Origin of the sequence: Amphritea balenae (genome assembly GCF_003858655.1) — a bacterium.
Classification (GTDB): domain Bacteria; phylum Pseudomonadota; class Gammaproteobacteria; order Pseudomonadales; family Balneatricaceae; genus Amphritea; species Amphritea balenae.
Genome location: NZ_RQXV01000009.1, coordinates 138244 through 162062, shown reverse-complemented (window position 1 = coordinate 162062; position 23819 = coordinate 138244). Strand labels below are relative to the sequence as shown.

Genomic DNA, 23819 nt, shown 5'->3' with positions numbered 1-23819 from the left:
AGACCCACCGCTCGCAGTTTTTTAGTCTGTTTGTAGCTCAAGACGGGGGAGCCTCAACGAGTGGCAGCCCCAACTTGGGTTAATAGCCCGCTGTTGTTGCCCCTTTTTTATTAGGGCCAGGCTAGTCTAGCGCAGATCTTTCACCCGAACCGCTTTCCCCTCAGACCGAGGGATCTCGCCAGGTTTTTTGATGAAGATGCTACAGGTAATACCGACAAAGGATTTGATGTGATGCCGGACCTCGGCGGCGAGCATAGGATATTGATCAGGGTCTACACTGGAATCGGCCTCGACATCGATATCGAGGGTATCCATATTGCCATTGCGACGGATTAGTAGCAGATAATGCGGAGCAATGTTCGGGAAGCCCACCAGGACCGACTCGATTTGTGACGGGTAGACGTTTACTCCGCGGATGATCATCATATCGTCGTTGCGCCCGGTGACACGAAGAATCCGCACATGGGTGCGTCCGCAGGAGCATGGATCGTGGCTGAGTCGGGTGATGTCGTGGGTCCGATAACGGATCATCGGCAACGCTTCTTTGGTCAGGGTAGTAATGACCAGTTCACCCACTTCGCCTATGGGTAGCGGCTGCAGGGTGTCTGGATCAATAATCTCAAACAGGAAGTGATCTTCCCAGCCGTGCAGTCCACTCTGCTCTTCGCAGCACTCAATGGCGACGCCAGGCCCCATAATCTCGGATAGACCGTAGATGTCGACCGCCTTGATGTTAAGGCGTTGCTGCAGCTCCGCCCGCATCGCATCACTCCAGGGTTCGGCGCCAAAGATACCGGTCCGTAACGGTCCAGACTTCAGGTCGATACCTTGTTTCTCGGCACTGTCGGCCAGGTTGAGCGCGAATGAAGGAGTAGCGCAGAGAATTTCGGCGCCAAAATCATTCATTACGATGTTCTGTTTTTCGGTATTGCCGCCCGACATTGGTGTTACTGTACAGCCGAGCTTCTCAGCTCCGTAGTGGGCGCCCAAACCTCCGGTAAACAGCCCATAGCCATAGGCGTTATGCAGCATGTCACCGGGACGACCTCCTGCGCAGGCGATTGAACGGGCGACCAGTTGCGCCCAGCGATCCAAATCGCCTTTGGTGTATCCAACAACCGTCGGCTTTCCTGTTGTGCCGGAGGAGGCGTGTATGCGGGAAATCTGATTCTTAGGAACCGCAAACATTCCAAATGGGTAATTATCCCGCAGGTCAGTCTTTACCGTGAAAGGGAACTTAGCCAGGTCGGCTAAGGTTTCAAGATTGTCGGGAGAGACCCCAGCCTTGTCAAAACTTTGTTTGAAATGGGGGACATTGTTATAGGCATGATGCAAAGTTTTCTTCAAGCGATCCAACTGTAGTTCCGCCAGTTGTTCCCGTGGAAGGGTTTCTATCTCCGGTTGATACATATAACGCTCGCGACTACTTTCGCTGGCGATATCTAGTGCCGCTGTACTGTTGCCGACGCTCATTTGGGTCATCTCCTTGTTATTTTTATTGCGGAGTTCATGGACCGCGATCGCCCTCATTTTTTAAGAATATCGGGCGATGCTAGTAATCCGTGTTCTTATTGTCATTATCGTTGCGCAGTCAGGATACTGCGCTGGTTTGCTCGAACGCTTTCAGGCTTTTGACCTGATTATCGACTCGGCGCTGAAGGTGATCGATCTGATCCTGGTTCAGGTGACGGTATTTACCGATCTGCTTCAAGTAGTCGGCTAAGGGTGCGGGTTTGTCGACGCTGCGGGTGAATTGTAGCCCCTGATCAGGGGTGAACTCCCACAGCGTGACGAAGTTACTTTCGACCTGTTTACGACAAACTTCGATGGTTTCTGCTGCCGGAAAACGCCAGCCAGTGGGGCAGGGAGCGTAAACATGCAGATAGGCGAAACCGCGTTTCGAGGCGGCCAGTGCCTTATCGAGTTTGTCGTAATAATCGTCCATAAAGGACAGTGATGCAGTAGCGACGTATTCGCAGTTATGCATCATCATGATCCTGGCCATGTTCTTGGCATCGGTACGCTTGCCTTGCATCTCCTTGCCTACCGGGGTGGTCGAGGTCCAGGAGCCGGCCGGGGTGCTGCCAGAGCTCTGCATACCGGTGTTCATATAGCCTTCGTTATCGACACACATAAATAGTTGTTGTTCGTTACGCTCCGCCGCTCCCGAGAGGGACTGGAAGCCCACATCGCCAACGCCGCCGTCACCAGCCAACGCTAACATGGTGACGTCCCGGCCGACGCGGTTGTACTGCTTTTTAATCCCCGCCAACATCGACGCCGTATTGGTTAGCAGCGGATGGAAAACCGGAACTTTGGTGCCGGTCTTGCCGTTGTAGCCGACCGTGCCCATCCCAGGAATACAACCGGGAGGGGTGGCGACCACGACATTGGAGCCAACGTTGCGCAGGGTATGGCGAATCAGCAGTTCCGAGTTACAGCCCTGGCAGGCTGACAGACCCGGTACAAAGAGGTCCTCTTTGTCGCCAATGCGGGTGTAGACACTACCGGAGGTGTTGTATTCCAAAGCCCCGTGGGGGCAGACCTTGACGCAAGCAGGATTGCCATCGCAGGTGTCGCACTTGGTGACATGACCGACTTCGACGTTATAGGTAATACCACCGAACGCGCAACCGACGGTACAGAGTAAGCAGTTGACGCATTTGGACGAGTCCCAATCGATGGTACCGCTGCTTAAGTCTTTGCTCAGTGCAGCGGCGGGGCAGTTTGATACGCACTTAGGATCACCGCATTGGCGGCACATCGCCATCTCAATTGGGCTCTGTTGCTCGCCAGTGGATGGTGTCTCGTTGGCGAGAATTTGAATCCGTGAATGAACCGGGTCGTCAGTACCGGCTTTTGCTTGTGAGCAGGCACGCATGCAGTCGCCGCAGCCGTCGCACTTATCCGGATTGAATGTGATCGTGTTATAACCTAAAGCCACTTTGATATCTCCTTCAGGGGTGGTCGACAGCGTTAGCGCCAGGTTCTGGACATGAGTCGGCGGCCGGTTTCCAGTGGCTTAGCCACGAAATCCGCTTTGTCATCGGCAAGGTCGATGCGGCGCAGAATCAGTTGCCACATGATGCCGGGGTCCAGAGCCGCATTTATGCCGGAGATCCCCTGTAGTTGATTGTCTTTAAAGATGATTTTCTGGAAAAAGCCATTGTCAGTATCGACACTCAATTCGACCTCGCTACAGTCTGCAAGGGTACCGGTGGAGAGATCACTGACGCCGACGGAGATCGCTTGTTGACCGTAAAAGGTGTAGGTGTTGATCGGTATGCCGCCATTGTAGGATTTGAGGCAAGGGTCTTCGCTCATCGCCATACCTGCGATCCGGCCCTGTTCGACCGCATCGGGCAAGATACCGGTGACAACCTGGGCGTTACTGTAAAAATCGCCTGCCTGGGTGACATCACCAGCGGCCCAGATATCGGTTTGATTGGTGGCCATATGGTCGTCTACCAAAATCCCCTGATCGGTCTCGATGCCACTGCCAGCACAGTAATCGGTGACCGGTTTGACGCCGGTGCTAACCAGCAGCAGATCAGCCTCCAGCGTCTCACCGTTTTCGAGTTCAACCTGGCAACCGTTATCCTGTTGCTCAATTCGGACTGCCCGGTGACCCATCTTCATCGTTACGCCGTGCTGACTGAATGCCGACTCGATCAAACCGGCTGCCTGCGGGTCGAAGTAACCCGGCAACACCTGGGTTTGCATCTCGACTACGGTAACATCCAGACCGGCTTCGGCCAGATTCTCAGCACCGTGCATACCAACAAGACCGGCGCCCAGTACGATCGCTTTTTTAGCCTGGCTAGAGGCTTGGCGTAGGGCGATGGCATCTTCTAGCGTGCGCAGTACTAAAAACTCGGTTTGATCGAGGCCTGATATTGGTGGAATCAGCGGGCTAGCGCCTGTTGCGAGCAGTAATTTATCGTATTGCCATTGCTGACCGTTATCGAGTATCACGCAGTGATTTTCGGGTTCTATTTTTTCAACCTTACGACCGGGAATAAATTCGATAGCGTGCAGGTCGAAGTAGGCTTGATCCTTGAGGTTAATATTGTCTGGCTGGGATCGACCGGACACGACATAAGGCAGCACCGTTGGTGAATAGGGCAGGTGCTTATCACGGGTGATCAGTGTCAGGCTACCATCAGGGTCCTGCATTCGGATCGCGGCAACTGCTTCGAGCGCTGCGTGAGAGCTGCCGATAATCAAGTATTTACTGTGTTGCATGGTCTTTCCTCGAATTAATCGTTGCGGTTGATCCAGATGGGTTCGTCATAATGATGACCTTTAAGTAGCTGGGCGGTATCTTCGATCACCTGAGAGAAGTGCTCGACGGTGATATCCGACCCTGCGAGTCCGCCGATAAAACTAGCCGAAGGCAGAAAGCGTTGCAGTCGTTGAGCGGCGGCGAGAGTTTCTTGATAGACCGGTCCGCAGTTCCAACCAAAGTTAACTGAGCGATCGACCACGCCGATCGCCTTTACTTTGCTCAGGGCTCGGTTTATCGCTTCCACTGGGAATGGGCGGAAGGTTTTGATCTTGATGATGCCTACCGCTTCACCTTGATCACGGGCCAGGTCGACCGCATCTTTGGCAGCTCCGGTCATGCTGCCGATAGTGACCAGAGCATAATCGGCATCGTCGAGTCGATATTCTTCCACCAGAGGTGAGTAGTAGCGACCGATGCGGTCGCCCCAATCCTTGTGTGTCTCTTCGATGACTCGCAGAGCGTTCTGCATACCGTCGCACTGGCTCTTGCGGTAGTTGGCAAACATCGATGGTCCCGGGCCACCGGCACCGCCGGTAAGGGGATCGATCGCCATCGGTCGCTCAGGATCGAGGGCGGCATGCCAGTTAACATTTTTTTCGCCCATGAACGCATCGACCAGCGGTGCCGCGGGCAGTTGAATACCGGTGGCGCCGTAGGAAAGATAGTTACCGTCGCTGTTGACGTTGACCGGTAGCATCACGTCGGGATGTTCGCCGATCCGAAAGGCCATGGTAGTGGTGTCCAGAACTTCCTGTACGGTCTCGCAATACATCTGGATCCAGCCGGCTTCTTTAACCAGCATCGCGTCCTGATGGCCACCCCAGACACATTGCGGGGTTAGGGTATCGCGGGTCACCAGACTGGCGACCATCGGTAATCGCAGGCCGGGGGTCCTGATGTAGGGTTCAAACATAAAAGCCAGGCCAGGGCCGCAGGTGGCGGTATAGGTGCGAGCACCTGCCAGGGCTGCACCCTGGAGTGCGGACATCACACTGTGTTCGCCCTCGACGTTCATCAACTCGGCATCGATAATGCCTTCGGCGACAAACTGGGATAGGTACTCGACCAGTGACGACTGCGGGGTGATGGGGTAGATCGCCATCACGTCCGGACGCGCCAGGGCCACTCCCCAGGCCGCCGCTTCGTTACCATCGCAGACCAGTGTTTTGGACTGATAGTGGCTATCGTCAATATCGGGAGTGATTGCCTTTTCTATTGTGGTCATGAATTATCTCCCAACCTCTTCGATCATGGTGATGGCACGATGTGGGCATTCGTGAGCACAGATGCCGCAACCTTTGCAGATGTCCAGGTCGATATCGAACCAGGCCGGTTTTTCGACGATGCATTGCACCGGGCAGTAGATCCAGCAGGTGGCGCATTTGACGCACTTGTCCCTATCAACCACTGGGCGTTCTGCGCGCCAATCACCGGGCAGCATCGCGTTGCACTCGCTGGCGACCGGACAGAGGTTGTCGGGTACCTTCTCCGGATAAACAACCTTATGAGGAATAAGGTTGGGAGCCGGGGTTTTGGTGGTCGTTGTCATCAGATAGCCTCCACAAGATGTGGCTGTATATGGAACACCTGGGTTTCGTGGTAACCGCGCTCCATTGCCAACAAGTTCTGTTGCAACCCGGCATCTCTGAAATTGGCGGTCTCTAAGCCTTTTTTTAGTGATTCAAGTGATACAGCGCCAGTGGTTTTGGCGAAGGCGCCGAGCATAATGGTATTAGTGATCGGACGTCTGAAGATCTCCATCGCAATGGAGACGGCATCGCAGAGCCCAAGTGTACTGAGGTCTTCGGGTAGGGTTAGCTGCTCTTTGGTTTCCTTAGTACTATGGACCCAGGTTCCACCGGGTTGTAATCCTTCAAAGACATTGATCGCACGGATCACCGAAGAATCAATGCTCAACACCGAGTTTGGCGCGTAGATATTATTGACCCGGCGAATCTCTTGATCATCAAAACGAATGAATGCTGCGACCGGAGCGCCTCGTCGCTCAAAACCAAAGGCGGGGATCGCAGTGACAAACTTACCCTCCTCAACCAGAGCCTTGGCCAGGATCTTGGAAGCCAAAACAGCGCCCTGTCCGCCGCGGCCGTGAATTCGAAGTTCATGCATAGCATACGTACCTTTATTATGGCTTTGTTCTCGTGGCACCGTATTAATCGATGTGGGAGCGGGGCGGGTAGCTTATTGCTAGGCTGCCTTTAGCTGGCGCTCCCATCATAACGACTGATCGTTAGCTGCTTCATTTGGGCAGCGAAGCGACCTTGGCCGATTTAGCTTTGAGGCGGCCGGCGGTCTGTTTGAGATCCACGACGAAGCGACTGTGTTTGCCCATCGCTACTTTCTCTAACGGGTCGGTGACCAGAATATCGAAGCTGACAGCTCGACCTTTGGCTTCGGTGATGGTGACCTGGATATCGACCCACATGCCTTGCAGAGTCGCACCAATGTGATCCAGTTCTATGCGCGTTCCAACCGAATCTTCACCAGCATCGGAATACTCCAGTAGCAGATTGCGGCAAGTCATCTCAATATCATAAAGCAGGTTCGGGGTGGAGTAGACGCGGCACTCGTCACCCATAAATTCAATGGTACGGTCGCGGTCGATGTCGATTCGGCAGGTTGAAGTGGCGCCGACGTTAAGGCTGTTTTTCACAGTGCTTCCCTCATTATTATTGTTGGGTTTGCCGTGTTGCTTAGAGAAGGTAAATAAAACTTGCTATGCATTATAGTGCATGTCTTAATGTTAGATATATCTTCTCTGTGTTTTATAATGCATCAAGTGTTTGCGGGGTTGCAATGTATTGAATAGGTTGCTATTCCACTAGGTGGAACTGATAGTAGGGTTGTGACAGGGGCTTAGAGTGAGGCAAGCGCTGCCCAGGATTATAGAAATCGAGCGTTGGTTGTACTGCTGGGATGCAGAGAAAGGGTGAAAGGTTTTTGCGGAGTTAAGGGTTCCTTAGCTGTTATTTGAATTAAATATGAGTACGGGGATTATGGAAAATCTGATTAGAGCACTTTCTCGAGGTCTGCATGTAATCGAATACTTGCAGTCGCATCCACCTGTTTCACTTGCTGAACTGCATAAAGGCACCGATCTGCCTAAGGTGACTTTGCTGCGTATGCTTCATACATTGCAGGAAGAGGGTTGGGTCTACCGTGGCATTGGTGATGACCGTTATCGTTTGTCGTACCACCTGCATCATATCGGCGATAACCTGATGGCGGTTGATGCGTTAGCTGAGGCTGCAGGGCCTATTCTGGATGGTTTACAGGCGGATGTCTTGTGGCCATCGGATATGGCTATCCGTAAAGGTCTTGTGATGGCCATTGTTGAAACAACCCGTAAGAAACAGGTTGTGGTAGTAAACCGGGATTCAATGGGGGTCGAACCGGAAATCTTGCGCTCGGCCGTGGGGCATGCTTATTTCAGCTTCTGTTCTGACACCGAGCGAGAGGAAATATTAGAACGGCTTATGCTGCAGAAAGGTGAGCAAGGACGCCTGGCGCAAGATAAGGAGTGGATCGAGCAGATGGTTGGGATAGTGCGTAAGCGCGGCTATGGGTTGCGTGATGCGGCCGCCTGGCCCGCCCCCGCTGGTGCGCTTGGCGGACTAGCGGTCCCTGTGTTTGTCGAAGAGCGGGTCAAAGCTTGTATCAACATTGTTTGGCCTGAAGGGGCGGTGACGACAGAGCAGGTAGAAGAGATCTATTTCCCTCGTTTACGGGCTGCAGCAGATGAGCTGACGGCTGTACTTCAAGAGCATTTCTTTTTGCTTTATTGATGGGTAGATCCGGGCATGGAAAAGCAAATCAGAGTGTTATCACGTGGCTTGCAGGTGGTGGAATGTATTCGCCAGGAAGCACCGGTGTCGTTGTCGAAGTTGAGTCAAACCACAGCACTGCCTAAGAGTACTTTACTTAGAATACTCAATACCTTGCAGCATCATGGTTGGGTATATCGCGGACTTAGCGATGAGTTCTACCGGCTCTCTTTTCGGCTTAGATGTTTGACTGATAATTTACTCGCAGCAGATGCGCTGGCTGAAGCGGCAGGACCCATCCTAGATGAACTGAAGAGTGATCTGTTCTGGCCTTCGTACGTTGCGGTTCGTAGAGGGTTGTTTATGGAGGTGGTAGAGCGAACCCGAAAGAAACAGGTGGTGGCCGTTCGGCCTGAAGTGGTAGGGGTTAAAGCCGGTATCTTAAGGTCTGCACTGGGGCATGCATATCTGGCTTTTTGTTCGGAGACCGAGCGTAGCGAGATTATCGAGCGGGTTATTGCCGCCGGTGGTGAACCAGGGACCTTAGCCGCAGATAAGGCTTGGTTGGATACGATGCTGCAGCGGGTCCGCCAGCATGGATATGGGTTACGAAAGCCTCATGAGTGGCCTGCACCGGCCCATGCTCAGGGAGCCATAGCGGTACCGGTTTTTTTACACGGTCGGATCAAGGCCTGTATCAACATTGCATGGCCAGGGGATGCGGTTGAGCAGGCTTTGATCGAGTCACAATATTATCCAAGGTTAAGAGAAGCTGCTGATCGTTTGTCGGCAGTGTTGGAAAATGATAATCCTGCAGTGTAAGTGTTGCCTTAACCGTCTCTTCATAAGCCAATATCCAATTCCCAAAAGCCATGCTAAAGCGTAAGGGCTAGTTCGAACCAGTCATATTTTTTTACTTAGTTTCTTGATGCTTGTTAAGAGTATGGTCTTCAAAGCGTTGAGCGTTCCACACAGTGGAATGTTTGAAAGAGCGCTGTCTTCTTTTCCCAAAAGTCTTGATGCACTATAAGTTATGTATGAAGTGTAAGAGGATGCTATGGGTCTGAATTATATTTCCTGTACCGAGAGTTGTAATACAAAAATAAATAAGTACTCAAGTAAGGATATGAATCATGAAAAAGCGGAATAAGTGTTTGGCAGGTATGGCAGCAGTGGCTTTAGGGATGCTGTCTGCTAGTAGTGTTGTGTTAGCTGCAGGCGATACCATTAAAGTAGGAACGTTCCTTTCAGTTACGGGACCTGCTTCCTTTCTCGGGGATCCTGAGTTAAAGACGCTGCAGATGTATATTGAAGATATCAATGCCAAAGGCGGCATTGACGGCAAACAAGTTGAGCTGGTGCATTACGATACCGGCGGTAACGCCAAAAAAGCGGTTAACTTTGCCAAGCGCCTGATCAAGCGTGACAAAGTCGATGTCATCGTAGGTGGCTCTACTTCGGGCAGCACTCTGGCTTCAATGCCTGAAATCGAAAAATCAGGTGTGCCTTTCATCTCTTTGGCTGGATCGGTGAAAATCGTTGATCCGGTTAGTCCCTGGACCTTTAAAACACCTCACACCGACCGGATGGCAGCATCCAAGGTCTATCTAGATATGCAGGCGCGTGGCATTACCAAGGTCGCGCTGATAAGCGGTGATGGCGGTTTCGGTAAATCGGGCCGCGCCCAGAGCCTGGCGCTGGCACCTGACTTTGGTATCACTATCGTGGCGGACGAATCATACGGCCGTAAAGATACCGATATGACCGCTCAGGTGACTAATATTCGTTCCTCTGATGCCCAGGCGATTCTGAATTTTGGTTTTGGATCTGGTCCCGCGATAGTGACCAAGAACATCCGTCAGCTTGGAATCGAACTACCTCTATATCAATCCCATGGTGTCGCATCTAAAAAGTTTATTGATCTGGCTGGTGATGCAGCCGAAGGTGTGCGCTTGCCTGCTGCAGCATTGTTAGTTGCCGATAAACTGGATGATAGTGACCAGCAAAAGGCGGTATTGGTAGCCTATAAAAATGCCTATGAAGCTAAATATGGCCCGGTTTCGACCTTTGGTGGGCATGCCTACGACGGCTTGTATATCGCTCTGGAAGCGATTGACCGCGCTAACTCGACCGATAAAACGGCGGTTCGTGATCAGATTGAAGCCACCAAGGGATTTGTTGGAACAAGCGGTATCTTTACCATGAGTAAAGACGACCATCTGGGTCTTGGCCTGGATGCATTCCGTATGCTTGAAATCCGTAATGGAGACTGGGCGCTGGTCGAATAAGGCTGGTTTTCATTTTTTACTAGGATAGCTCAGCGGCTGCCTGCCATAACCTTGCCGATAATATTCTGTCGGAGGTAAGGGGGTTGCTGAGTGAGGTAAAGCTTATGTTTGATCAGATTATTCAGTTTCTGGCTACAGGCCTGTCCATCGGTTCGACCTACGCCCTGGTAGGCTTGGGTTTTGCCATTATCTATAACGCTTCTGGCGTGGTGAATTTCGCTCAGGGTGAGTTTGTCATGTTGGGCGCCATGTCTGTGGTGGGGCTGCTTGGAGCAGGGGTGCCTTATCCTCTCGCGCTGCTGGTAGCGATAGCCATCGTGACGCTGGTTGGGTTTAGTCTAAATAAATTTGCCATCGAGCCCGCCCGTGGTGCATCGGTTGTTGCCACTATCATTATCACTATCGGGGCTTCTATCTTATTGCGCGGAGCTGCGTTGCTGATTTGGGGGAAAGATATTTTCAGTATGCCCGCGTTTACCGGCGATGAACCGATTCAGATTGGCGCGGCAACTTTGGTACCACAGAATCTTTGGATTATGGGGATCACTGTTATTTTGGTCCTTGGGGTACGATATTTCTTTGATAAAACCCTGATCGGTAAAGCCATCCTGGCCTGTTCTTGTAATAAGACCGCCGCCGGTTTGGTCGGTATTAATGTCAAATTGATGCTGCTGACCTCTTATGGTCTCTCTGCCGCTATTGGTGCGGTGGCCGGGTTGTTGATAGCTCCGATCGCGTTTACCTCTTTTGATGCGGGTACGATGTTGGGGTTGAAGGGCTTTGCTGCAGCGATTCTCGGTGGTATGGGAAGCTCGATGGGCGCCGTTGCAGGTGGTTTGGTATTGGGAGTGCTGGAGTCACTGGGAGCCGGATTGATCTCTTCCGGTTATAAAGATGCGATTGCTTTCGTCATTATCTTAGCGGTGCTGTTCTTCAAGCCTAGCGGGCTATTCGGTTTCAAATCGGTGGATCGTGTATGAATCGTCTAAAAGGTTTTTATGTTTATGCGGCGGTAGTGGCGCTGTTGCCGATACTGTTTCCCGATAACTATTTTGTTACCGTCGTCGGGGCGACCATTCTGTTAAACGTGATTTTGGCCGTTGGTTTGAATCTGTTTATCGGTTATGCCGGCCAGATATCGCTAGGGCATGCGGCATTCTTTGGTATTGGGGCTTACAGCTCGGCGGTGCTAACGACACGCTTTGAGCTTAATGCCTGGCTAGCGATGTTGGTGGGCTTAGGGTTGGTCTATGTGATTGCCAACCTGGTGGCTCGGCCAATACTCAAACTTAAAGGTCATTATCTGGCCATGGCGACGCTCGGCTTCGGCATTATCGTTAATATCATTCTGGTGCAAGAATCGTCCTGGAGTGGAGGGCCCGATGGTTTGGGCGATATTCCTACGTTGTCACTGTTTGGCTTCGATATCGATACCGATCTGCGTTGGTACGGTATGATCGCGTTCTTCTCATTGGCGGCGATACTAGTGTCGCTGAATATTATCGACTCCCGTGCCGGACGTGAGTTGCGAGCAGTACACGGTTCTGAATTCGCGGCCCAGATGATGGGGGTTGATACGGTTAGAACCCGGACTAATGTGTTCGTTCTTTCGGCCATGTTTGCATCACTAGCGGGAAGTCTGTTTGCCCACCAACAGGCGTTTGTTAGTCCCGAGTCGTTCGGTTTTGGTTTTTCGATTGAGATTGTCACCATGGTTGTGTTGGGTGGAATGGCTTCCACCTATGGTGCTGTGTTCGGTGCAATCGTGCTGACATTATTGCCTGAAACATTGGTGGTGTTTGAAGATTATGAAATGCTCATCTTCGGCGGCATCCTGATGGGGGGCATGATCTTTATGCCACAGGGTTTGTTTGTGTTCCTGACGCAAAAGATACGCACAGTGTTGAATCATCGCTCAGGCCCTTCACCGAAGCCTCAAGATGCTCAAAAAACGCTGGAGTGTGACTCATGACAATTTTACAAGCCGTAAACTTGGATAAACACTTTGGTGGCGTGGCGGCGGTGACCGACCTGAGTTTTTCGGTTACCGAAGGCGAAATCTATTCGGTTATCGGGCCGAACGGGGCAGGCAAGACCACCCTGTTTAATATGCTCTGTGGTTATTATGTCCCCAGTGGTGGTTCCATCACCTTTGCGGGTAAGGATTTAGCCGGTATGGAAACCCATCAAATAGCCGCTCAGGGCATCTCGCGAACTTTTCAGAATCTGCAGGTGTTTTACAACATGACGGTGTTGGAAAATGTCATGGTGGGTTGTCATATGCGTACCCGTACCGGCTTGATCAAGGCCGCCCTGCGGTTGCCTTCGGTGATACGCGAAGAGCGCCAGGTACGTGAGTGGTCGCTGGAAGCTTTAACGTTGTGCGGACTCGAGCATCTGGCGGACCGGGAAGCGGGGTCGTTGCCTTACGGTGAATTGAAACGGCTGGAAATTGCCCGGGCGCTGGCGTCGGATCCCAAGTTTTTAGCCATGGATGAACCGGCCGCCGGGCTTAATGATACCGAAACGGTTGAGATGCGACAGTTGATACAACGGCTTAAGGAGCGTGGCATTACGATCCTGTTGGTTGAGCATAATATGGGGCTGGTGATGCAGATCTCTGACCGGGTGTTAGTGCTGGGGTTTGGTTGCCTGTTGGCCGAAGGGACGCCGCAAGAGGTGCAGAATAATCCAGCTGTTATCAAGGCTTATCTGGGCGAGGATGTGTGATATGTCGATCCAACTACAACAAACAGCCCCATCATCTCAATCGAAAGCTACAACGGATCCTACCCTCAAGGTAGAGGGTCTGGCGAGTCATTATGGACCGGTTCAAGCAATCGTCGATATCAGTCTTGAGGTATATCCTGGCGAGTTGGTAACCATTGTCGGGGCCAACGGTGCTGGTAAAACCACCCTGCTGCATACTCTCTCGGGTGTACAGCGTGCCAGTACTGGCAGTGTCATGTTTGAAGGGGAGGATATTACCAATCGACCCGCTCATCGAATTACCGCCGGTGGAATCTGCCATTCGCCTGAAGGGCGACAGGTCTTTGCGCCGTTGAGTATCGAAGATAATCTGCAGTTGGGGGCCTTTGCCCGTAAAGATGATAAAACGGTGATTGAAGCTGAGATTGAAAATATCTATTCCCTGTTTCCCGTCTTGAAAGAGAAGCGACTGCAAGCAGCCGGCAACCTTTCCGGCGGACAGCAGCAGATGCTGGCCATCGGTCGTGCAATGATGGGCAAACCCAGACTGTTACTGCTTGATGAACCCTCTATGGGCTTATCACCACTGCTGGTTGGGGAGATTTTTGATGTGATACAGGATCTCAATAACCAAGGTGTAACCATCTTATTGGTTGAGCAGAATGCCCGTGCGGCGTTGAAAATTGCCGATCGGGGCTATGTGCTAGAGTCGGGCCGGGTGGCGTTCTCCGCCTCCGCCGAAGCGCTGCTCAATGATGAATCGGTGCAGAAAGCCTATTTAGGCCATTAGAAATCGTTTTCCAGGCGGCGGGAGCCCCTGTTATGAGGAATTTACTGATGTATATAGAAACGATCATGACCTCTGATGTGCTGATGGTCGAAGAAAATACCAAAATGACACACCTGGCGGGGCTGATGCAGGCTAAGCGGATTCGTCACATACCTGTGACCGATGCGGATGGCCGTTTACGGGGGGTGTTGTCACATCGCGATGTGCAGAAAGCCTCGCCTTCGGATATCACCACCTTGTCAGCCGGTGAAGTGAATTATCTGCTGTCAAAGCTGACGGCCAAGGATATTATGCACCGCAATGTAGTGTCGTGTTCGCCCAAGACATTGGTAGAGGATGCCGCATGTCTGATTCGCGAGCATACCATCGGCTGTTTACCCGTAGTAGAGAATGACAAACTGGTAGGCATTATTACCAGTGTCGACTTGTTGGACTTTTTCCTCAATATCACCGGTTGTAATGAGCCCGACGCCACCAGACTCTCGATTCAACTAAAGGATCAAAAAGGCGCACTATCAAGGCTACTGGCCTGTATGGACGAACTGGGTGGTTATATTGTCAGTGTGATGACGCCTCAGCAGCATCAAGACGACGGCGAGGGTATGCGTGATTTGATTCTGCGTTTCACAGCTGACGATCCGCAGAGAGTGAGGCAGCAATTGGGTGAACGCGGGTACACCGTTGTGACCGAGACTTACCCAAAAGACTAAATTGCTTTGTGAATTAAGTCGAGGAGGGGTAATCCTGATCGCTATCCAGCGGTGCCATGATCCGTTGGAAGTAACTACGATAGGCGGCCGGTATCTCGATACTCTTGAAACTGTCGGCGTTGATGCAGACAGTAGTAGTGCGTGCATCGACGCAGACTTTGCCATTGACCTCGAAGATATAGCGTAGTCCCAGCGAAGATCGTCCTAGTTTAAAGCAGGTTACCTTGACCAGCGGTCGGTCGCCAAATTGCAAAGGATGTTTGAAATCAACATCCGAATGGGCCATCGGAAATGCCACTCGTTCATTCTGGATCACATGGTAGTAGCGGGCGCCGATATATTCTTCCCACAGGTTCTCGAAAGACTCGTGGATATAGTTGTGGATACGTGGGAAGTAGGCGATTCCAGCCGGATCAACATCGCCAAATCGAACCAGGTGACGGGTAATGAAAACCTCGTTTCCCTGTTCAGAGGTCATACTAAGCATGTCGGACGGTGTGTTCATTGTATGTTCTCTACCGGTTTGGTGATAGCTGATGCTTATGACAAAACGGGCTGATAGGTCTGGCCCTGCAGCACAGCAAGCGCTGCATCGTAGTCGGGTTCGGTGGTGATCTCTGGGACGAGCTGGGTGTAAATGACACGGTCCTGCTCATCGACAATCACCACCGCCCTGGTGGTTAATCCGGCTAGCGGGCCATCGCCGATCAATACTCCGTAATCGCGGCCAAAGTTGCTATTACGCATCATCGATAGGGTCGATGACTGGTCCACCCCTTCGGTGGTACAAAAACGCTGTTGGGCAAAGGGAAGGTCTGCCGAAATAACCAATACGGCGACATCTTCAAGCAGCCCTGCCCGGTAATTAAACATCCGGGCTGACTCTGCGCATAAAGGGGTGTCGAGGCTGGGAACGATGTTGAGTAGTTTCTTTTTACCGCGGAATTGTTTCAAGCCAACATCGTTGAGACTGTTATCAACTAAAACAAAATCAGCAGCCAGATCGCCGACGTTGGGAAATCTGCCGCTAATGTTAACGGGTTCGCCTTTTAAGGTTACTGTAGCCATCGTTGCTGGGTCGTCCTGTTGGGGTTAAAACGGTCTATTTGATAACGTACCTTGTAGCCTGTTCAGGAGCTTAACATAGAATTTTTCAATGCGCTCTTAGCGGCTTTCAGGAGAAACCTTGCTGAGTAGCTGGATCAAGGTTTCACGCTCTGTTTGTGTGAGTTGTGCGGCTATTTGCCGTTCATGTTCGGACACTTCCAGGGTCAGTTGAGCTAAAAGGGTGCTGCCGGCATTGGTTAACTGCAGGGCGTTGGTACGGCGATCACCCGCTACCCGTTTGCGTTGGACCAAGTTGCGCCGTTCTAGCTTATCGATGGCCGATACCACGGTGGAGCGGTCTAAGTGTACGGCCTTGGCTAGCTCAGTTTGTTTCAGGCCAGGATTGGCGTCGATCACGACGAGCACGGCAAAAAGGCTCGGCGTTATATCTGCATCGCTGACACTGTCTGAAAAATCTTTAAACACGGCCAATTGAGTCAGACGCAATTGGTAACCGAGCAGTTGTGGTAAGTGACCGTGAATGATTGTGTTACCGGTGGTTCTCTTCATGATGGCAATGATAATTTTGATTGAGATCCAATCATTGTAACGGAAAGTATTGGATAGTGACTATTGGGAGAACAGAAATATTATCCAGGTCCGGATTTAGGCTTTATGTGGGCTTTGATACAGGCTCTGGCAGCGTTGTTAGGCGCCGGGCCGATATACTGAATGAGTAATTATAGTCGTTGGATGAAGAGTTAAAATTGAAACGGCATATGTTAGTCAACTGACATAGAATCAGGGAGGTTCACAAGCATGACAGACTTTTGCATAGGCACTGAAACGCGCCCCTTAAAGGCGGCGATTATAGGCTCGGGTCCCTCGGGATTTTACGCCGCCGAAGGCTTGCTCAAACGGCAGGGGCTGAGTGTTGAGGTAGATATGTTTGAATACCTGCCTACGCCCTATGGTCTAGTCAGAGCAGGCGTTGCGCCGGACCATCAGTCGATCAAATCTATTACCAATATCTACGACCGGATCGCCAATCTGAACAATTTCAACTTTTGGGGCAACGTCGAGTTTGGCCGCGATATCACTATTGAAGAGCTCGAACAGCGATATGATTTGGTGATATTTGCTATTGGTGCCCAGAGTGATCGGTCGATCTGCATTCCCGGGGAAACACTGCAGGGCTGCCATTCAGCGACCGCCTTTGTCGGCTGGTATAACGGCCACCCTGATTACCGTGATTATTCGGTCGATCTTAGCTGCAAGCGCGCAGTGATTATCGGTATGGGCAATGTAGCCACCGATATCGCCCGAATTTTGTCCTTAAGCCCGGCGGAAATGGAGCAAACAGATCTGGCCGATTATGCGGTCGAGGCATTGCTGAGTAGTCAGATTGAGGAGATCGAGATCGTGGCTAGGCGGGGGCCATTGCAGGCAGCTTTTACCCCGGTGGGGGTGCGAAAGTTTCCCGATCTCGACCAGGCGATACCTTGTGTTGATCCGGCCGAGCTACAACTAGAAGCGATCAGCCGTAGGTTATTAGAGCAGACTCAGGACAAGGGTATTCTGCGTAATATGGAATTTCTTAACAAGATCGTGGATAACCGCCCAGGCACCAAAGAAAAAACCATTCGATTTTTATTTCGTCGCTCACCGGTCGAAATAGTTGGCCATAATGATCGGGTACAGGGGATCAAACTGGTCAAGAATGAACTGTTCGAAGATCAGCAGGGTAACCTTAAACTAAGCCTCAGCGATGCGGTAGAAATTCATCCAACAGGCCTGGTGTTTAACTCCATCGGCTACCAGGTTAAACCGACACCCGGGGTGCAACTTGATCAACAGCGAGGAGTGATTGCCAATCGAGACGGACGGTTGATCGATCTGGACACCGCTCAGGTACTTCGTGGTCGCTATGTGGTGGGTTGGGCAAAACGCGGTGCCAATGGCGTAATAGGGACCAACAAACAAGACTCCCTGGCTAGCCTGGACTGCGTGTTCGAGGACGTTGCCAAGCAACGGATAGGGCTAATGAAGCCGCCATCGTTGGTTGCCACCGAGCAATGGCTAACTGAAAAAGGTATCCGTTTTGTTCGTTTTGAAGAGTGGAAGCAGATTGATAAGGCTGAACTCAGCCATGGTGATAGCAAGGGTAAACCACGGGAAAAAATCACCACTGTTCAGCAGATGATCGAGTTGCTTAACACCACTGACTAACAGTTAGTCGGAAGTCCGGTTTTTGAGTTTTCAGCCCGACAGGGTGCCCTTTTCGTATTGTGCGAAAAAGCCCTGTGGATCTTCTAGCATTTGAATGCTGTCTTCTATGGCGCGTAGGTGGTGGTCTTCTTCGTCGGCCAGTTGCTGATAAAACGCCTGTTCAAACGGGTCTTCAGCCGCGTTAACGCGTTCAGAATAAAACTGCCCGCCGTTACGTTCAAACTCGACAGCCTGTTTTAAGGCTTCCAGGTCATCGGTATCCAGTTGTTGATGCTGGTGAATCTGTTCTATCGCATCGGTAAAAATACTGTGTCGCTGCGGATCGGTCATTGCAGGCGGGAGGGGGGGCTCTGGCCAGTCGGTAGACTGCTCTAATTGGTGATAGATCTCGTTGATGCGTTTGATATGACCCTTTTCTGCGTCGTGCAGATACTCAAACATTTTGCGGCCAAATTCGCTGGTCGACTTGTCCATTGATGCGGCATAAAACACCATGCCGTCGTGCTCGAGTTGTAGGGCTTTTTTTAGGGCGTTAAGACGGCTATTGAGCATTCTGATTCTCCATTGATCGATGGGTTGAGAGTAATGATAGAGCCGTTGAACCGATCGCGGCTGGGGTAATAATAGAAAGGTTGTAGGGAAAAAGGCGACGGCCTAGTGGACCGTCGCAAGAGGAAAGCCCCGGGGAAGTCCCCGGGCGGTGGATTAGTGTGCTGATACCGATCGCTGAGGCGCGCGTTGTCCTCGTACAGGAATGTGCTGCATGCTGTAACCCTGAATGAAAGAGGCTTTGCAGATGAGGGTGTATTTCATCCAGGCACCGCTACCGATAGCCAGAATTCCCGCGAGCATTGCCGCTTCAGCCTGAACAAAAGCGAAGCCAAGTAATACCGCTGGTGCGATATGACCCAACCAGAGAAATTGGGGGTTGATCGCTGTAAATTTTTTCTGGCAGGCAGGCGGCGCACTGGCTTGCTCCAAGCCGGCCCGGTAATGTTGCCACGCCAGTACCCGCAGGCCGAGAAGAATCAGCATCAGCGCCCAGCTCCAGGGTTGGTGGGTATCGATCAGAGGTAGCGCGAGGATCAGCAATCCACAGCCCTCAGTCAGGCCGGTGGTGATAACCAGCTGTGGGCAACGTGGGTGACGCCATGCCGGAATGCCTTTATCGGCCAGCAAAATGCGTGATTGGCTGTATAGGAACAGTAACGCCAGTAACGCGGTAGGCCAGGCTAGCAGCGGTTCAAATAACCAGCAGGCGGCTCCGGCTGCAAACAGCGGCGGTGCCACGATCGCTTCACGGGACATCCAGGAAGTGGAAACATGCTTAAAGACGTTCAGTGCTCGCCAGGGCCGTCCAATTTCAAGCCAGACGCAGAACAGGCCTGTACCAACCAATGCCAGTCCTGCGAGCATTAGCCACAGGCTGTCGTAGCCCAGCGGGCTTAACAGTATCGACCAGAAAATCAGACCACTGCCAACACCGCCGCCGATAAAGTTACCGGCAGCACGCCAGTCCCAGTTGCGCTGTACCTTCGAATAGATGGAGGAGTTAGAGTTCTTCATCGTTTTTATCCCATATGTAATAAACGCCTGGGCCGGTGCCCAGCTCTTCGTGTTGGCGGAAGCTCTGTGTCTCTTTTAATAGCTTAGATACGTTGCTGTTGGGGTCTTCTATATCGCCAAACAGCATCGCTCCGGAAGCGCAGGAATTGACGCAGGCAGGGGTCACTTCTGGGTGGACGCCGGGAGTCAGCCCTTGTTCATGAGCCTGGTCGATCCGCTCGATGCAGAAGGTACACTTGCTCGCGACCTCGATCCGGGCCGGATCAAACATCTTAGCTTCGTTCGCCATCGGCTTGTCACCATAGGCGAACTTAACGTCGTGGGCGATCGAACGTGCTTCGTAAGGGCAGGCCATGACGCAGTTGGAGCAGCCGATACACATGTCATAGTCGATGCTGACTAAACCATCATCGCGTTTTTGGGTGGCGGTAGTAGGGCAGACCTCTTCACAGGGTGGTTCATCGCAGTGCATGCAGGCAACAGGCATAAAGGTGCGACGTACATCCGGGAATTCGCCGGTTTCGATATCCAATACCTTGCGCCACTGAACGCCTGGTGCAGTACCGTTTTTCTGTTTACAGGCTGCGGTACAGGTTTGACAACCGACGCAGCGACGCAGGTCGACCGTCATAGCATAACGAGTCATGAGAATTCTCCTTTTACCTTGCTGATGGCTACACGGACGGTCATGTTGACAATCGGAGCGCCTGAGCCGGTGGCGTCGGTTAGTTCAAGAGCCTCCCAAGGAGTAGAGATCACTATAGTCTTGGCATTGAAGCTCATGAGGTTTCTCCTTTTACCTTGCTGATGGCAACACGGACAATATCTGCTCCTGAACCGGTGGCGTCGGTTAGTTCAAGAGACATCGGCGCGATGGTATTAAGGCTTGGCATCTCAAGATCCTTAGCGTAAGGGGTGGCCCAATGATCGAACTGACCGACAATCACCAATGTGTCAGGGCGTACGCCCTGGATCAGTTCAGCACGACCGATGGTGACGCCAATGTTAGAACGGATCTCCACCCGGTCTCCGTTAGCAATCCCCAGTTTGGCGGCACTGTTGCTGTTCATAATAACGCCGGTATGGCCACGGACGTTTTGCGATACCTCGCGCATCAGTTGGATGCTGACGTTGGCGCCGGTGTGGTACTGCATGCTCTTGGTGGCCAATAGCCAGAACGGATAATCGTCGGGATCAGCGCCTTCATTCTTTAACGCGGTTTCCCAGCGGCCGGGGATATCGTGCCATTCAGGCAGCGCGGAGTACTCGGAGAGTTGCTCGTCCCACCAGGCGATATCTTTTTCGTGCAGGCGATTACCCAGCTCTTTACCGATCCGCAATAAACGCTCCTGATAAGGCATTTCAAAGCGGATCCCAAGTTCTTTCATGGTGGGATAGAGGTACCAGGATTTTTGTGGGATCGGCTTTAGATAAAGCCCGTTCTCTTTGTACCAGTCGAGGTCTTTTGTTTCCTCATTATTACTTAGTTCAGTACTGGTCGCTTTGCAGACCGCATCCCAGATTTCGTCGGGTTGATGGGCTTTATTTATATCCAGACTGAAATCGTAACCCTCTCCTCGTAACGGGGCGACGCCGCCGGCACCACGGTTGATAGCGGTGTTGTATTTGTCCAGCAGGTCCATACGTTTGGCCAGCTCGGTAGAGATCCAGGTGAAATCTTTGGCTTCGCCCTGGGGTTCGACCACTTTCTGACGCAAGATCGCTCCCTTGTGCTTCCAAAACTGTTCGACAAACTTGGTGCCGCCAATCGGTATCAATTGGGTCGACTCCAGATCGGTGGCCTCGGGTAACAGCAGATCGGCCATCCAGTTGGTTTCGTCAAGGGTGTATGCAAAACTCACGGTATAGGGGAAGTCAGCAATCGATTTATTCAGACTACGGGTGTCCCAGAATGAGATGGCCGGGTTGGAGCGGAATATAAACCAGATATCGGGTTTGGTCGGCTCGGGAAGGTTGAACCCTTCGGGGCGATCTTTCTGAAACATCCAGGCTAACTGAGTGGGGCCCAATGCCTGACTCCAGGCCGAACTTCCGACGATCGGCACCAGGGTAGTGTGGGCATTACGTCCGGTTGGTTTGGCCACCCAGTTCTCTTTATCGGTGGGGTTAAGTTTTTGTTCCATAAAACCATCGATGCCTGGCTTAACGGAGCGCAAGCGATCTTCGTGGGGCCGGTTAAGGCGCACGGTGGTCCCCAGGGTGCCGCCAGGAACTTCCAGGGCGCCGACTAAGGTGGCCATTACCGTCCGGGCCCAGCAACATTCGTATGCGCCCCAGCCGTTGTTGACCGACTTGCCGAGTGTTACCGCAACCGGCCGGAATGGCAGGGTGGCACCGTCAATTTCGATGGTTTCTCCGATACAGGCGTTGTCGAGATATTCGGAGGCGATCCGACGGATGGTATCAGCCGGGATATCGCAGATCCTGGCCGCCCAATCGGGACTGTACTGGGCGACGTGATCGAGTAGTTTGTTAAAGCCGGTAGTGGCTTCGATATCGTTCAGTTGATGGCGTTCATCATCGGCATCAACACTGATCGCATGCCCGACCTTAAAGGTACCCTCGAGTGCCGGTATCACATTAACGCGATCAAAGGGGACTGCCTGTTGCTGTTCGCTATCCCAAATGAGCGGTTTGGCGCTGTCTGGATCGCGCAGGTATAAGCCGTCTGGACCGACCAGGTACGGAGATGCAGTTTGGTCACGCAGGAAGTCGATGTCGAGCTCATTACGTGGATGGTCGTGCAGCATGCTATGGATCAGAGCGAACATGAACGCGGCATCGGTCTTCGGACGAATCGGTACCCATTCGGCGGCGGTAGCTCCGGTGACCGACTGATGCGGCTCGACCTGGACCCGTTTGTAGCCCCGCACCCGCGCATCGGCATGCCGAGCTATTGCGCAAGGCCCTCCGGTGGCATCGACATTGGTGCCGAGCGAGAGCACGTATCGGGTATAGGGCGTGTCGGCGGCAACGGTAAAAGCGCGGTGCCAAAACTCACCGTATAGGTGCTCGGAGTGAACACATTTAACCCCTTGACCCGAACCGAAGCTAAAGTCGATCGGTCCCCATGATGCGAGGAAAGCAGGGAAGGTACCCATGTAGTACATCGGTGTGCCGCCGTGGCCGAAAGTCGCCGCTGTCCGGGGCGTTCCCTGCTCATCGATAAGCCCTTTGGCGCGAATACTATTGAGCTTGTCGGTAAGCAGCGTTAACGCTTCATCCCAACTAATCGGCACGAATCCTGGGTCTTCATCCATGCCCTTGTTAGGGTTGGTGCGTTTCATCGGTTGCAACACGCGGTGCGGATTGTAGGTTTTTTGTACTAACCCATAAGCCTTAACGCAGGGACGGCCTTTGCCGGGGTGTGAATCGCAGGCATCAAAATTGGGCATAACCTGCGTAGCCACACCGTCGACAACTTCCACTTTCATCGGGTCTGGCCCTGCGACACAGTTGTAGCAATAAGATGGGACCGTTTTGGTATTAGAACTGTTCATCGGTGCTTCCTTGGGCTGTGTTAGGGGGTTAAACAATCCGCTCGGGATGGGCATAGACCGACAGTCGGCTGTCACGAGCGAAGCCGACTAGTGTTACACCCAGATCCTGGGCCAGCCGTACTGCCAGCCCGGTAGGGCCGGACACGGCTGCGATCACTGATATGCTGCAAGCGGCTGCTTTCTGAACGATTTCGTAGCTGGCGCGGCTGGTCATAATAAGCATGCCCTGATTCAGGTTCAGGCCGCTGTTGAGGTTGTTACCTATCAGCTTGTCGAGGGCGTTATGACGTCCGACATCTTCACGAATGGCGACGATATTACCGTCGGTGTCGCTCCAGGCTGCAGCATGTACCGAGCCGGTATGACTAAACAGGTGTTGTTGGCTTTTCAACTGGTTGCAAGCGTTCTCTATTGCGCTGGCTGCAATGGGCTGACCACCGGTAGGAAATGGATCCAGAGAGTGGGCTAGTTGAGCCAGGCTTTCTTTACCGCAGAGGCCACAACCGGTACGACCAGCCAGGGATCGGCGGTGAGATTTGAGCGCCCAAAAGCGGGATTGTGGGATGGTGATGGCGAGCTGTATTCCGTCTTCCTGGCTAGAGATCTGTATATCGTAGATCTCATCGGCATCTTCGACGATGCATTCACTAAGCGAAAACCCTCTGGCGAAGTCTTCCAGATCTTGCGGACTGCACATCATTACGGCATAGGATAAGCCGTTATACTCCAGTGCGACAGGCACCTCTTCAGCGACCCAGTCTTCGATATCTTCAACCTGGCCGGCCAGCCAACGACTGACAGGATACTCAGTCATCGCCTGGGTGTTCCGATGGTCTGCAACCCGGTGATCGACACCAGTGTTGCTCATCGTCAAAGCATTATTTGACAT

24 protein-coding genes are annotated in these 23819 nt (G+C 52.3%); 9 read left to right on the top strand and 15 right to left on the bottom strand.

What is annotated here, in order from left to right; genetic code table 11:
• Nucleotides 1-126: 126 nt before the first annotated feature.
• From EHS89_RS15870 to EHS89_RS15840, 7 genes are all read right to left on the bottom strand, one after another.
• The gene (locus EHS89_RS15870; protein ID WP_124927143.1) at nt 127-1473 is read right to left on the bottom strand and encodes a phenylacetate--CoA ligase family protein; all 1347 of its coding nucleotides are present in this window, start codon (nt 1471-1473) and stop codon (nt 127-129) included.
• 118 nt (nt 1474-1591) lie between these two features.
• A complete protein-coding gene (gene padI, locus EHS89_RS15865) occupies nt 1592-2944 on the bottom strand; it encodes an NADH-dependent phenylglyoxylate dehydrogenase subunit beta (protein WP_124927142.1) in 1353 nt (450 codons plus the stop codon).
• 32 nt (nt 2945-2976) lie between these two features.
• Complete coding sequence (padH, locus tag EHS89_RS15860) at nt 2977-4245, bottom strand: NADH-dependent phenylglyoxylate dehydrogenase subunit epsilon (protein WP_124927141.1); 1269 nt, start codon at nt 4243-4245, stop codon at nt 2977-2979.
• A gap of 14 nt (nt 4246-4259) precedes the next feature.
• Complete coding sequence (gene padG / locus EHS89_RS15855) at nt 4260-5513, bottom strand: NADH-dependent phenylglyoxylate dehydrogenase subunit alpha (protein WP_124927140.1); 1254 nt, start codon at nt 5511-5513, stop codon at nt 4260-4262.
• A gap of 3 nt (nt 5514-5516) precedes the next feature.
• Nucleotides 5517-5837: an NADH-dependent phenylglyoxylate dehydrogenase subunit delta gene (padF, locus tag EHS89_RS15850; protein ID WP_124927139.1), complete on the bottom strand. Its 321-nt coding sequence runs from the start codon at nt 5835-5837 to the stop codon at nt 5517-5519.
• Nucleotides 5837-6415, bottom strand: a complete 579-nt coding sequence (gene padE / locus EHS89_RS15845; RefSeq protein WP_124927138.1) for an NADH-dependent phenylglyoxylate dehydrogenase subunit gamma — start codon at nt 6413-6415, stop codon at nt 5837-5839. The genes padF and padE overlap by 1 nt, the downstream gene beginning before the upstream one ends.
• A 130-nt stretch (nt 6416-6545) precedes the next feature.
• Complete coding sequence (locus tag EHS89_RS15840; RefSeq protein WP_124927137.1) at nt 6546-6959, bottom strand: thioesterase family protein; 414 nt, start codon at nt 6957-6959, stop codon at nt 6546-6548.
• Between the two features lie 343 nt (nt 6960-7302).
• Here EHS89_RS15840 and EHS89_RS15835 point away from each other — a divergent pair, with 343 nt between their 5' ends.
• The 8 genes from EHS89_RS15835 (at nt 7303) to EHS89_RS15800 (ending at nt 14567) form a co-directional block, all read left to right on the top strand.
• Nucleotides 7303-8091 carry a helix-turn-helix domain-containing protein gene (locus EHS89_RS15835; protein ID WP_170167522.1) on the top strand — a complete coding sequence of 263 codons (789 nt, stop codon included), beginning with the start codon at nt 7303-7305 and terminating at the stop codon, nt 8089-8091.
• A 15-nt stretch (nt 8092-8106) separates the two neighbouring features.
• Nucleotides 8107-8892 (top strand): helix-turn-helix domain-containing protein, encoded by a 786-nt coding sequence (locus EHS89_RS15830; protein WP_124927135.1) that lies wholly within the window; start codon nt 8107-8109, stop codon nt 8890-8892.
• A gap of 311 nt (nt 8893-9203) precedes the next feature.
• Nucleotides 9204-10358: an ABC transporter substrate-binding protein gene (locus EHS89_RS15825; RefSeq protein ID WP_124927134.1), complete on the top strand. Its 1155-nt coding sequence runs from the start codon at nt 9204-9206 to the stop codon at nt 10356-10358.
• 104 nt (nt 10359-10462) lie between these two features.
• Nucleotides 10463-11338, top strand: coding sequence for a branched-chain amino acid ABC transporter permease (locus tag EHS89_RS15820; protein ID WP_124927133.1), 876 nt, complete (start codon nt 10463-10465; stop codon nt 11336-11338).
• Complete coding sequence (locus EHS89_RS15815; RefSeq protein ID WP_124927132.1) at nt 11335-12330, top strand: branched-chain amino acid ABC transporter permease; 996 nt, start codon at nt 11335-11337, stop codon at nt 12328-12330. Before EHS89_RS15820 ends, EHS89_RS15815 begins: the two co-directional genes overlap by 4 nt.
• The gene (locus tag EHS89_RS15810; RefSeq protein WP_124927131.1) at nt 12327-13088 is read left to right on the top strand and encodes an ABC transporter ATP-binding protein; all 762 of its coding nucleotides are present in this window, start codon (nt 12327-12329) and stop codon (nt 13086-13088) included. The genes EHS89_RS15815 and EHS89_RS15810 overlap by 4 nt, the downstream gene beginning before the upstream one ends.
• Nucleotide 13089: 1 nt before the next feature.
• On the top strand, nt 13090-13857 hold the full coding sequence (locus tag EHS89_RS15805; RefSeq protein WP_124927130.1) for an ABC transporter ATP-binding protein: 768 nt from the start codon (nt 13090-13092) through the stop codon (nt 13855-13857).
• Between the two features lie 47 nt (nt 13858-13904).
• The gene (locus EHS89_RS15800) at nt 13905-14567 is read left to right on the top strand and encodes a CBS and ACT domain-containing protein (protein WP_124927129.1); all 663 of its coding nucleotides are present in this window, start codon (nt 13905-13907) and stop codon (nt 14565-14567) included.
• A gap of 13 nt (nt 14568-14580) precedes the next feature.
• On the opposite strand, the gene EHS89_RS15795 is transcribed toward EHS89_RS15800, so the two are convergent.
• The 3 genes from EHS89_RS15795 to EHS89_RS15785 form a co-directional block, all read right to left on the bottom strand.
• Nucleotides 14581-15072, bottom strand: coding sequence for an acyl-CoA thioesterase (locus tag EHS89_RS15795; RefSeq protein ID WP_124927128.1), 492 nt, complete (start codon nt 15070-15072; stop codon nt 14581-14583).
• Nucleotides 15073-15107: 35 nt separating this feature from the next.
• Nucleotides 15108-15635, bottom strand: a complete 528-nt coding sequence (tpx, locus tag EHS89_RS15790) for a thiol peroxidase (protein ID WP_124927127.1) — start codon at nt 15633-15635, stop codon at nt 15108-15110.
• 96 nt (nt 15636-15731) lie between these two features.
• Nucleotides 15732-16184, bottom strand: a complete 453-nt coding sequence (locus tag EHS89_RS15785; RefSeq protein ID WP_124927126.1) for a MarR family winged helix-turn-helix transcriptional regulator — start codon at nt 16182-16184, stop codon at nt 15732-15734.
• Nucleotides 16185-16433: 249 nt separating this feature from the next.
• Between EHS89_RS15785 and EHS89_RS15780 the strand changes: the two genes are divergently transcribed.
• Nucleotides 16434-17843, top strand: coding sequence for an FAD-dependent oxidoreductase (locus EHS89_RS15780; protein ID WP_124927125.1), 1410 nt, complete (start codon nt 16434-16436; stop codon nt 17841-17843).
• Between the two features lie 30 nt (nt 17844-17873).
• On the opposite strand, the gene EHS89_RS15775 is transcribed toward EHS89_RS15780, so the two are convergent.
• The 5 genes from EHS89_RS15775 to fdhD all read right to left on the bottom strand — a co-directional run bounded on the left by EHS89_RS15775 (nt 17874) and on the right by fdhD (nt 23819).
• On the bottom strand, nt 17874-18395 hold the full coding sequence (locus EHS89_RS15775) for a ferritin-like domain-containing protein (protein ID WP_124927124.1): 522 nt from the start codon (nt 18393-18395) through the stop codon (nt 17874-17876).
• A gap of 153 nt (nt 18396-18548) precedes the next feature.
• On the bottom strand, nt 18549-19409 hold the full coding sequence (locus tag EHS89_RS15770) for a DmsC/YnfH family molybdoenzyme membrane anchor subunit (RefSeq protein WP_124927123.1): 861 nt from the start codon (nt 19407-19409) through the stop codon (nt 18549-18551).
• Entirely contained in the window at nt 19396-20055 is a 660-nt protein-coding gene (locus EHS89_RS15765) for a 4Fe-4S dicluster domain-containing protein (RefSeq protein WP_124927122.1), read from the bottom strand. The genes EHS89_RS15770 and EHS89_RS15765 overlap by 14 nt, the downstream gene beginning before the upstream one ends.
• Nucleotides 20056-20188: 133 nt before the next feature.
• Nucleotides 20189-22930, bottom strand: a complete 2742-nt coding sequence (locus EHS89_RS15760) for a molybdopterin-dependent oxidoreductase (RefSeq protein WP_124927121.1) — start codon at nt 22928-22930, stop codon at nt 20189-20191.
• Nucleotides 22931-22958: 28 nt separating this feature from the next.
• A complete protein-coding gene (gene fdhD / locus EHS89_RS15755; RefSeq protein WP_211340354.1) occupies nt 22959-23819 on the bottom strand; it encodes a formate dehydrogenase accessory sulfurtransferase FdhD in 861 nt (286 codons plus the stop codon).